The organism is Rhizobium sp. P1_E1 (assembly GCF_056406015.1).
The window spans coordinates 1-10,181 of sequence record NZ_JBFUAY010000164.1 but is presented as its reverse complement, the minus strand read 5'-3'; the positions used below and the strand labels follow the sequence as shown (position 1 = coordinate 10,181).

General features: G+C 59.1%; 10 protein-coding genes and 1 pseudogene. 1 reads left to right on the top strand and 10 read right to left on the bottom strand.

What is annotated here, in order from left to right:
• Positions 1 to 310: GGDEF domain-containing protein (locus AC1D1Z_RS29605; protein WP_477852482.1), on the top strand; the 310-nt coding region annotated here is incomplete at its 5' end.
• A gap of 138 nt (positions 311 to 448) precedes the next feature.
• Here the strand turns inward: AC1D1Z_RS29605 and AC1D1Z_RS29600 are convergent.
• The 10 genes and pseudogenes from AC1D1Z_RS29600 to AC1D1Z_RS29555 all read right to left on the bottom strand — a co-directional run.
• The gene (locus AC1D1Z_RS29600) at positions 449 to 754 is read right to left on the bottom strand and encodes a hypothetical protein (RefSeq protein WP_112908576.1); all 306 of its coding nucleotides are present in this window, start codon (positions 752 to 754) and stop codon (positions 449 to 451) included.
• 204 nt (positions 755 to 958) lie between these two features.
• The gene (locus tag AC1D1Z_RS29595) at positions 959 to 1,264 is read right to left on the bottom strand and encodes a DUF982 domain-containing protein (protein ID WP_018448465.1); all 306 of its coding nucleotides are present in this window, start codon (positions 1,262 to 1,264) and stop codon (positions 959 to 961) included.
• 76 nt (positions 1,265 to 1,340) lie between these two features.
• Entirely contained in the window at positions 1,341 to 1,541 is a 201-nt protein-coding gene (locus AC1D1Z_RS29590) for a hypothetical protein (RefSeq protein WP_018448466.1), read from the bottom strand.
• Complete coding sequence (locus AC1D1Z_RS29585; protein ID WP_439007613.1) at positions 1,538 to 2,494, bottom strand: ThiF family adenylyltransferase; 957 nt, start codon at positions 2,492 to 2,494, stop codon at positions 1,538 to 1,540. Before AC1D1Z_RS29585 ends, AC1D1Z_RS29590 begins: the two co-directional genes overlap by 4 nt.
• The gene (locus AC1D1Z_RS29580; RefSeq protein ID WP_477852479.1) at positions 2,494 to 4,077 is read right to left on the bottom strand and encodes an aKG-HExxH-type peptide beta-hydroxylase; all 1,584 of its coding nucleotides are present in this window, start codon (positions 4,075 to 4,077) and stop codon (positions 2,494 to 2,496) included. Before AC1D1Z_RS29580 ends, AC1D1Z_RS29585 begins: the two co-directional genes overlap by 1 nt.
• 103 nt (positions 4,078 to 4,180) lie before the next feature.
• The gene (locus tag AC1D1Z_RS29575) at positions 4,181 to 5,875 is read right to left on the bottom strand and encodes a S8 family serine peptidase (RefSeq protein WP_477852477.1); all 1,695 of its coding nucleotides are present in this window, start codon (positions 5,873 to 5,875) and stop codon (positions 4,181 to 4,183) included.
• A gap of 31 nt (positions 5,876 to 5,906) precedes the next feature.
• Positions 5,907 to 6,932 carry a phosphatase PAP2 family protein gene (locus AC1D1Z_RS29570; RefSeq protein WP_439007616.1) on the bottom strand — a complete coding sequence of 342 codons (1,026 nt, stop codon included), beginning with the start codon at positions 6,930 to 6,932 and terminating at the stop codon, positions 5,907 to 5,909.
• Between the two features lie 41 nt (positions 6,933 to 6,973).
• Entirely contained in the window at positions 6,974 to 8,929 is a 1,956-nt protein-coding gene (locus AC1D1Z_RS29565) for an SARP family transcriptional regulator (protein WP_439007617.1), read from the bottom strand.
• 164 nt (positions 8,930 to 9,093) lie between these two features.
• Positions 9,094 to 9,186 (bottom strand): annotated as a pseudogene (locus AC1D1Z_RS29560) (ABC transporter ATP-binding protein); the annotation flags it as partial.
• A 134-nt stretch (positions 9,187 to 9,320) separates the two neighbouring features.
• A partial coding sequence (locus tag AC1D1Z_RS29555) for an EAL domain-containing protein (protein ID WP_477852475.1) occupies positions 9,321 to 10,181 on the bottom strand: 861 nt, incomplete at its 5' end.

Sequence of the window (10,181 nt, the reverse complement as noted above, 5' to 3'; positions counted from 1 at the left end):
GCGCGATTTTGCTCATCGCATTCATCAGAATGTTCGCCGCAACGATTGTTTTGGGCGGGTCGGCGGAGAAGAGTTCCTTCTGGTGATGCCGGCAACCGGGCCGGAAGATGCCATTGCCATGGTCGAGTGCATGCTGACGGTGATCCGCTTCTCCCGGCCTCTGCCTGAATCGCCCGACTTCAGCTACACCTGTTCTGCCGGCATCGCCACTTGTGCCCCGTCAGACAGCGCGTCGGACCTTTATCGACGCGCCGATCAAGCACTCTATGCCGCTAAGCTGAGCGGCCGGGACAGGGTGCGCGCAGCTTAGGCGCTTAGGCTTATACGGTTGAACCCCAATTTGGTGTGCCGTTTCCAGAGCAGGGACCTCGTGGTGCGCCGCAGTCGTGGCGGACGGCAATCTGGACCTCTCGCGGAGGCAGGAACCACTTTAATTCGGCCAGATTTCCTAAATCCCTGACCCGTAGAGCTCCTGGTCATCGTCGCCTTCCCAGGGGGAGGGCATCGAGGTGCGATTGAGGTTGGCCGAGGGCATCGGCATCCAACACTTCAATTCCGGCTCGGCATATTCGATGATGTGCCCGGGCGAGGAATCAGAGGCGCGCCAGCCTTCTGCACCGAACTGATCGCCATGCGACCAATAGGCGAGGTCAACTTCCGCCGGCCCCTGTTCGGACTGGCGAATCGTGACGAGGATCCGGCTACCGTCTCTCGGTGCGCTTGCCATGTCGCGCCAGCGGTCTAGGTCGTCCATCGTTTCTCCTCCTGCCTCGCTACAGGTTGCGAGTGTCGCCTCGCCATCGGAAACGGTCAATTGAAACTTTGCTGAACCGATCGCCTGTCGGATCCAAAGAGCTTCTTCTGCTCGCTCCGCAGTAAGAGCTCCGCAGAGCCCACGGCGATAGCCGCAGCGGCTCGATGGGAGCGGGATTGCGATGAGCGCGTGAACGGCGGCCAACTATCTGACCTGGCTGACTGGATAGATCCTGAAAATACCAAGGCTGTTATCAGTCGTGATCGCTGCAATACCCGCTTCATATGCGGCGCGGACGATCGCCTCATGCAATTTCTCGGGGTCGGTATCTCCGGTAAGGACCTCCAAACAGGTTCTCACCGCCGTGAGGAATTCTTCACCATCGTCAGTGGGCCATTCCTTCAGCAACAGTTGGGCAGCCTCGCGAGCGGTGCCGATCACCTTGCGATCTTTCCCTTCGTCAAAAACAAGAATTATCGTTGGGAAGCTTCTCGACATATCGAACCTCATTGTGCCTGAACTCCGCGGGGCGGCCAGTGCCAATGCCGGGCGATGGTATCGCACCGAGATCGGCCACACATGCTCGTCAACCATCAGCCAGATTGGCTTTTAGCTCACGGGCTGCTGCCTCAAGGAGTCGCTTGAATTCTTCGGAGGTCACGCCATCGGCGCGCATCACCATGGCGATCAGTGGATCGCAAAGAGCTTCGGATATCGTCAGCTCATCGTTCTTTCCGGCAGTTGCGCCAACGGAGCAACAATATCCCGACGAAAATAGCGTGTTCATGGACATACCTTGCATTCGGTGTGTTCGCAGAGAGAACGCAGCTCGGCCTGATTGCCTTTGAGGTCCAATATCCATCGGCGTCCCCGTGCGGCCGAGTGTCTCGAAAGGCATTTTTGGGCAATCCGCGACACGGCAAGGCCGGCGATAAATGCGTTCTCGGCAGCGGCCGGTGGAGCGAGAAAGCCGTCGTCGGTTGTGACCTCGGCGCAATGGCAGAGGGGAGATGCGTCCTCATGCACTGCGACCGAGGGACCTGCCATGCCATGTGCTTGGGAGCGGCCGACATGCAGATGGGGCGGCAGGCCGGCTTTCGATGCGTGGCAGGCCGTCAGGAACTCCTGGGCCGGATGAGAATCGTCGCCGGCAAGAACGACGAACGGATTGTGGGCGTAATCTGCGATCAATCGGAGCGCTGCGGCCCCTTCCGCAAATTCCGGCAGCGCGAAGGCATTGGCCGAGAAACACGCGGCCAGACAGGTCGCCAGCTTGTCCGTCTTCAGCCGGCCGAGATCAGCTTCGCTCGCCCATGGCACATGGTTCAAGTTGTTCTCGTCGATACGATCCGCATCCACGAGAAAGAAATGGCGCGCGCCGTGGGCCGCAAGCTGGATGGCAATCTGCGAGCCCAAGCCGCCGCATCCGATAATGACGAAGTCGATTTCGCGAAAACCTGCGAAGTCGCGTTGCCGATGGCGAAGAGGCGTCAGGAAGGCGTCGTCGTGATCCATTGCGGTGGAGACATATTCGTCCTCATCCGGCATATTGGAACCCTCCAACGAGACGCCGAACGCAGGCCTGGTAACATTGGGGCTCCGTTCCTCGGCAGGATCGACACTATTGCCGGTGAACAGAGCCCCTCTGCCGCCCCACCCCAGGCTGTGGGCGAAGAAGTTCGGGAAGTCGGCGGGCGCACGGATTGCCGCTGACAATCGTCTAGACCGATAATTGACCATCAGATCGCCTCCATCTCGCTGGGCGCAACTCCACGGATCGTCGCGGCGTAGTGTCCGTAATCCTCGCCCATCGCATGGTCCGGGGTCTTCGCAATCACGTGGAATTTGCCGTCGTACCAGAGGCTGACATTGTCGCCGCTGTCATCGATCTCCCGCCGGCCCATCCGAGGATCGATCGGCTCCTTGCCGCGCAGCAGCATCTGTCCGATATCCCAGGCTTGGCGATCGAGAACTCGCTGGCACTCGGCCAGATGCGCCTGCCGGTGCGCAATGGGTTCTTCGGCAAGCAACTGGCTCACGAGGAACAAGATCCGACTGCTCCAGGAAGGAATGGCGGCGATGTCTGGGAGGTCGAGGAGGACATCGCCGCCGAGACGTTCGATACCTTTCCGAGCGATGTCGATGAGCGGGACTTGCCGCGCGGCATAGGCAATTATGAATGCCGTCTTCCAGGCGCGGCGCTCAGGATCCGTCTCGGTGGATAGGCATGCCATGCGCAAGGCGCATTCCCAGGGAATGGTGTAGGCCGTATGCAGGATGCTCTCGAGCGTCTGTAGGTCCTTCTTRTATGGGGAAACATATTGGAACTCGCCAGGCAGGGATGCTGCCGCCGAGGTCGTATAAAACCCGAGCAGGATATTCCCCGCCTCATGAAGCAGTTGGGCCGCTGTCGCGGCATGATCGCCGGCGCGCAATCTCTCTCTGGAAAGGACGATGAGCGCGCTGCCCGGCAATTCGTTCGAGCTCGAAAAGGAGCACTGCGGTTCGCGCCGGACGCCAACGTAAAGCGTGTGCAGGCCGGCGATCAGACGCTGATGGCCGTACTCGTCCAAGTCCGCGATTAATGCGAAGGCCTTCTCCAGATGGTCGGCGATGCGATCCAGTTCCGCATCGTCCGTGATCGGGTAGCCGGGCCGGGGATAGTCCGGCATGCATTGGCGCAGGAGGGCTTGCATGATACGGCTTCGCGCCGGATTTTCGATGTGCACCAGGCCGATGCCGCAAGAGAGCCGGCACGCTGGCTGACGTTCGAGTTCAAGATCCGATGCGATCAGATCCGGCTGCAGATAGCGGCCGACGACCTGCACATCGGGGCGGGCTGCCTGCCATTCCAGACTGCGCGCGAGCGCACCCATCCAGGCTGCAAGTACGGATGAACGGTAAGGGTCGGCGCCGACCGGTCCGGCAACCGCTGGCGGAAGCTCCGGCAGGCGCGTGTATCCGCCATCTGCAAGGTCGGGGAAATAACCTGACAATGCCTCTACCCCAGCCGAACAACCGGCGAGCTTCGAAGCCGCCGCAAGCGTGCGGCCATATTGGACGCGTCGCTTCAAAAGGTTGCGTGTTGCCACGCGCTGCAGGGAGACGGTACTTGCCATCAGGGGATTGCGCTTGAGCAGGAGGCGCGCCTCATCTGCCAATTGTTGTATGCGGGTCGCGGACATCGGCAGCCTCCGTGAGTTTGTCTTCGGGCGGATCAAGATTGCATCTCGGGCAAAAATGCCGGAGTTCGAGACGACGTCGTCCGTCATCGGAACGTTGTGCGTCGTCTGTTGAGAGGCACTATCCCCCGAGGGCGTCATTCGCCCGCCAGTTCCGCGTTAAAAATCCGTAAAAATGACGTAAACAAAGAAAAAGCCTCCTCGATCGAGGAGGCTTGGAATTCTGGATGAAGCAGCCGCGGGGTTAGATCGCCAGAGCCGCCTGCACCGCTGCCCGCGCATTCGGCAGGCCCGACCCGAAGAAATAGGCCATCTCGACGGCATCCTCGCTCTCGGCGTTCATACAATCCGCCGTCAATTTCCTCGTGCCAGGCGCGACAATGGCGTCCAGGCGGGACGCAGCTTTCAGAATGGATTTCACTTGAGGCCCCGAGAGGCGGTCACCGGGATTGTGGCGGCTTTTGTAAGCCCGCTGTATCAGGGCGCATAACCCGCCCACCTGCGCCGACGCGCCTGATGTGCCCCCGAAGGGAGTGTAGTATCCGCCCCCGATGCCCGGATTGGTTCCGAACGGCACGATGGCCGACCACGGATCGGAGCCCTGATTATAGCCGAATATCCCCGACAGGTCCGTCGTCAGCAGCGAGAAGTGCGAATAGTAGTATTCCCGTGTTCGAAAAGCGCTGTAGTCGTGCTGCGCGGCAAATGGAGAAAGCCGGTCGAGGCGCAACTGATGCCTGTTGAAGACCTCCCCGTCGTCAGAGGGGGAGACTAACGTCAATCCTTCGCCGTAATTGCTATAGCCCGAACGGAAACCTTCGACGGTAACGGCCCCAACTGCAATGACGCCGTTGTTGTCGGCGGCAAGACTTGCCGGATAGATCAGCTGGCTCTCGCCACTGTTTCCTGCGGCGCAGACGATCGGGATGTGCCGGCTGATGGCGAGGATGAGTTGCTTGAGGACATGCCACGGACGATCCGGATTGGAGCCTTTCTGCGCAGCCTTCGGCTCCAGTTCAGGTCCACCTTGATCAGCAAGGGCAATGCGCGCGAAGAGATTGGCGGCATCCTGGTTTTTCCATAATTCCAGGTCGGCCTTCAGCTCGTTCTTCGGATCGACGATGCTGCGTTTCGGGTCAGGCAGACCGCGCGGCAAGACGATCACATCTGCTTTCTGAAGATAGCCATAAAGGAAGGCCGCAATGAACTGCCTGACATCGTCTTCGAAGGACGTTCTGATCGAGATGAGCCTTGAGAAAGGATCAACGCCGAAATAGGGGATGACATTGCGATTGCCGCTCGTGCGCAGCTCGTCACTATCACCGTAGAAGGCTCCTTCCGGCGGAAGGCTTGGCGTGCCTTCTTCCGCAACAACGGCGGGTTCGCCGACGATCAGCCCTGCACAGCAGGTACCATGCGACGCAAACAGCGATTCCGGATTGTAGAGCCGCCGGAGAACACCCTCCGACGTGGCATATTCGGCAACCAGGTCACTGAGATAGTCCCGGTCGTCATTCGAAAGGCCGATATTGCCGAGCGGAGCGATGTCGAGCCCGGCAAAGAAGGCATGTCTTTCCTCGCGGTCAAACGACGTCGTCGTATCGAGTATTTCGAGCACGCGCGCACCGTAACGATGGGTCGTCAAATCGATTGACGCCTCCCGGTCAAGCCGGGTTGCCAGATTGGGATGATCCGGAGATACGCCGACATCGATCAGCGCGACCCGCGCGGGTCGCAACGGGCCGGCGGAAGCGATGGCATCCCAGACCGTGCCGGTAATGAGGGGATCGGGGAGCGCGCGTACAGCGCTCGCATCGAGCGCTGGTGGAGCAGGCGGAGCCGATCCGTATTCCGCGTCGACCACGCCAAGGGCAGTCAGGTGCCAGAGATAATAGTAGTTGATCGGTGCGGGCTCAGGCATTTGTGTTTGATCCGTCATGTTCATGATCCCTATTGTGCAACTGGCGATTTCAGACCCATTCGTCGTGTACGGCCTGGAACAGAGGACCGAACGCGTCGTGGAGGTAGGGAGCGAAACGCCGGGCGAGATCTCGCCCTGCCTGCGTATCGCTCGGATAGTGCAGGCCGGCCCATTCGCGATTTTCGGCGACGTTCTGGGCGATGCGGGCAAGCTCGTCGGTGGCCGGATGTTCCGGCAGGATCGTCGAGAACGCAAAGGCGATCGAAAAGCACTGGAACGAATGGTTGCTGGGATAGGACTCGTGGACCGGCACGGCCAGCAACGGCCGCAGCATCGGCTCGAACTGGTTTGGCCGCAGCCGGTTGAACTGGCTCTTGTAGATCAGTCCGACATATTCGCAGGCCGTCAGGATCGCCTGGAAAAGGCCTTCCGTCTGCTCGAAACCGCCGAGATCCTCGATATGCAATGCGCGGGTGAATTCCCCCACGGAGATCGTCGACTCGATTTGGATATCGGGCAGGCGTCGCACGCGTTCGCGGTCGCGGCGTTGCATAGAGAGCAGCACCGTCGTTTCGAGGCGGGTATAATCCGGGCCGGGCGGCGGAAGTATATCCAGCATTTCCCAGGTGAAGCGCCGCGCCGCGGTATAGGCGTTGCGTGATGGCTGCTGGTGCAGCCTGCGCAGCTCGAAGGAGGGAATAAGCTGCGACACGCCGAGGCTGCCGCCGTCCATCGTCGACTTGTTCTTGTTCTTATTCTTATTTTTGTTCTTGTTTTTGTTCAGCGACGCCTTGTTGAGCACCGACTTGTTTGCGACGCTCTTGTTGAGGACCGAGGCTACGGCCATCGTCGCCATCATTGGCCCGGGCAGGGGCGATCCATCGTCATCCGTGCCGAGGAAAAGCACAGCTTCGGGGGCTGCATCAGGCGCAACTGGCGATGCACCGGCGAGAGGATCAGCACCTGCATCCCTGGGTTCGCATGGAAGGACCGTATCCGGCTCAATCCTGAATTTATAACTGTTTAGAAATGAAACAATTTTCGATTGCGATTCCTCAGTAGTGTCCGCTTCCATTGGAGCCTCCTTGCGCGATGATGTGAAGATTTGTCCGGAGTTCAGCGCAGCTTGGCGCCGGCCTTGAGCAGGCCGTCGATCAAGATCTGGCCGCCGCCTGTGTCGAGCAGCGGATAGCCGCTGCCGCGGAAGGCGTTGATGGAGAAGCCGCCCTCGACCGCCTCAAGACGCTGCAGGTAATGCCGCGCGCCGCCGAGATTGTTGGAATGGGCGTGACTGGAGGCAAGATAGCGCAGCAGACTGTTGAAGTTCGGCCGTGCCCGCAGGGCTTCTTCGCCTGCAGCTATGGCTGCGGTATGATCGCCCGCAAGCGCTGCCGCAATGCATTTGGTCGTATCGAAGTAATATTTATGCGGACTGTAGACGCCGAGCTCTTGTACCCAACGCGCCATGGCCACCGCCTTGTCGGGCTGGCCTGCATAGCAGTGCAGCATCGCGTAGAGGTCCCAACTGAGCGGCAGGGCCGGATTCAGGCGGATCGATTTTTCGAACAGGTTGGCCGCATAGTCGTATTCGCCGAACAGGAATGAATGGACGTGGCCGACGAGCGCGAGCGAAACGGAATTCTGCGGATCGAGCTCCAGCGCTTTGCGCGCATATGCCTGAGCTTCCTCGATCAGATGCGCGTCAAGCGCGTTGAAACGTTGGCCAACCTGGAAAGTCCGGATGAATGACAGCCAGGCAAAAGTCGATGACCGCGGCTGATACTGGATCTGTTCTTCCAGGCGCCGCTCCGCATTATCCAGATCGCTACGCGACAGCCGAAAGATCGCATTGACGGCGTCGATCAGGAGGCCGTCTTGCGACAATCGACGGTCGTTTGCCTGGGTCTCCAGGAAATAGGCCAGTTGATCGACGGCCTGGCTGATCAGCGCAGCGGCGGTGCCGAACTCGCCCCGCTCGAACTGCGTGCGGTTGATTGCCTGACTGCTCAGCCAATGAATACGGTTGTTGATCAGGTGCTTCATCACCAGTTCGATCATCACCATGTCACCGTCAAACGTGAGGCGAAGCTGTAGGCATATCGGAAGGCTGATCCGCTGTTCGCTCCCTTCAATATCCGGCAAGGTGAAGGAGCGGTCGCTGACGCCAATGGCCAGCCCATCGGTGATGGCTTTTGCAATGAGATTCTGGAACCGGGTCGCAGCAATTTGTCCGCCCTCTCCAACACCCACCACGATCGGGGGCTGAAGGACCATAACCCATTGCCAGTCACCGTCGGCCGGCCGACGATATGGGTTGCTGCTGGCGATTTCCGCGGGTTTGCCTTGTCTTGGCACATCCGGGGCACCCGTCAGAGGCAGCAGGGCGGAATGTTTGGCGATATCGCGGCTCGGCTGCTGTCGCGGCTCGAAGACATCGTGGACTTGTCCGACATTGAGCCGGCTATACCAGTTCTGGCGTTCAAGCGTTAACCAGTCCTCGAATTCCGGATCGCGGATGTCTATACCTTCGAGCAACTCGTCGGTGATTTGATCCGCGGACCGGTTTGTCCGAACCACCAGTTCGGTATCAAGCACGAGTCGGTCCATATCCAGCCAAACGGTATTCTTATCCGCAATCAAGAGATCACGTGCGGGCCCGAGAGTCTTATGAATGTCCAAAAGGGCCTGGCGCAGACTGGCTGCCGCCTGGTCGTCGGAGCGATCACTCCACAACTTGTCCCGAAGCCAGATTCTCGAGCGCGAGCCCCGGGCGGACAGCGCAAGCATCGCCAGAAGAGCCTGGGCTTTTTTGGATTTCGGAGTAACCGACCGCCCTTCAGCATCCACAAGGGCAAAAGGCCCGAGCAGGAACATCCGAAACGGATCGTGCTCCTTGTTCATGCGATCCACCGGCCCCGCCCCCGTTGCCTCCGATGCGCTCGTTTGGCAGGTCGAAGACCTGGCATCCAGAGACCAGTCTGCCATACCTGCGGCGCCTGGCAAGCAACCGGGAAGGGAAATCGGGATTCCGAAAGGAAGATCGATGCTTTTGCGATAATCGAACTGAAGCATAACCGGCTGAAATCCCTCTGCGTAACTTCGCAAACCGGTCGTAGCGCCCTACCGTCAAAGCAGCGTCAAAGAAGTGTTGTTTTAGGCGCCATAATTTCGCAGGCAGCAGCCAAAGGCTGCGAATTACGCAACGCAAATACCAGTCTCGATCTAAGCGAAAAGACCGACCGTGTTAAATTGCGGGCCGTCTCGAAGAGATAACGATCGACCCGTTTCAGCGGATTGAAGGCCTCGAAGGGGTTCTGCAGACGGCTCTGCCATGGATGGCGAGGATCCGGGTGGAGATGATGGCCTCGAGGCAGGCGAGCGTAGCCTGGTTGCTGATATTGCCATGGAGAATGCCCGCAAGAACGTAAAAGTCGTCCTGCTGGATGAGACCGCCGCCATTCGGCTATCGGCCTGCCTCTGTCATTCCTTTGTCCTTCATACGGCAAAATTCAATCAGCTGCTCCGAGGTCATTGGTCGTGCCAGAGCGTAACCTTGCAATATATGGCAACCGAGATCTTTCAGGATCTTCGCATGCTCCATGGTCTCCACGCCCTCTGCAACGATGTCGATGTTCTGCGATCGGCCGATTTCGATGATGGAGGAGACCAGACGGCGCTGAGATGGAGATGCGATAATCGGCTTGATAATTTCGCGATCGATCTTCAGGCGTCGCGGCTCAAATCGAAGCAAACTGACGATACTGGCATGTTCGGTGCCGAAGTCATCGATCTCGATTTCGATGCCAAGCTTTTTGACGGCTGGAATGATTTCCTTGAGAACAGGTTGAAGATCATTGAAGGAAATTGTCTCGAGCAGCTCGAAACACAGACGACCCTTCGCGATGGGAAGCGCGGACAGCTCGGCAAGCAGATTTGCCTGCGCCAGTCGACGCGCTGAAATGTTGACCGAGACACGTGGAATTTGCATCCCCAAGCTGTCCCATCTCGTCAGCTCGAACAGAGCCTTTTGCAGGATCAGCCTATCCATGTCGCCGGTACGCCCCAGCTTTTCCGCGACGTCGAGAAATCTGTTCGGGGCGAGCAAACCCTTTTGCGGGTGATCCCAACGGGCCAGTGTCTCGACGCCGGCAATCTCCAATGTGTTTGCATTGAACTGCGGTTGGAAGAATGCAACGAGTTCATCGCGATCGAGCGCATGCGTGAATTCGTCCGCCAATTCTTTCGAATGGATCGCGGCACTGCGAAGCTCTTCTGTAAAGACCGCAGCGCGGCCGCGGCCCGCCTTCTTCGCCTCGTACAGAGC

Coding starts and splice junctions, on each gene's coding strand:
- AC1D1Z_RS29595 (WP_018448465.1), bottom strand. CDS start 1,264: ATGAGGTTCGATATGTCGAGAAGCTTCCCAACGATAATTCTTGTTTTT.
- AC1D1Z_RS29590 (WP_018448466.1), bottom strand. CDS start 1,541: ATGAACACGCTATTTTCGTCGGGATATTGTTGCTCCGTTGGCGCAACT.
- AC1D1Z_RS29575 (WP_477852477.1), bottom strand. CDS start 5,875: ATGACGGATCAAACACAAATGCCTGAGCCCGCACCGATCAACTACTAT.
- AC1D1Z_RS29565 (WP_439007617.1), bottom strand. CDS start 8,929: ATGCTTCAGTTCGATTATCGCAAAAGCATCGATCTTCCTTTCGGAATC.
- AC1D1Z_RS29570 (WP_439007616.1), bottom strand. CDS start 6,932: ATGGAAGCGGACACTACTGAGGAATCGCAATCGAAAATTGTTTCATTT.
- AC1D1Z_RS29600 (WP_112908576.1), bottom strand. CDS start 754: ATGGACGACCTAGACCGCTGGCGCGACATGGCAAGCGCACCGAGAGAC.
- AC1D1Z_RS29585 (WP_439007613.1), bottom strand. CDS start 2,494: ATGGTCAATTATCGGTCTAGACGATTGTCAGCGGCAATCCGTGCGCCC.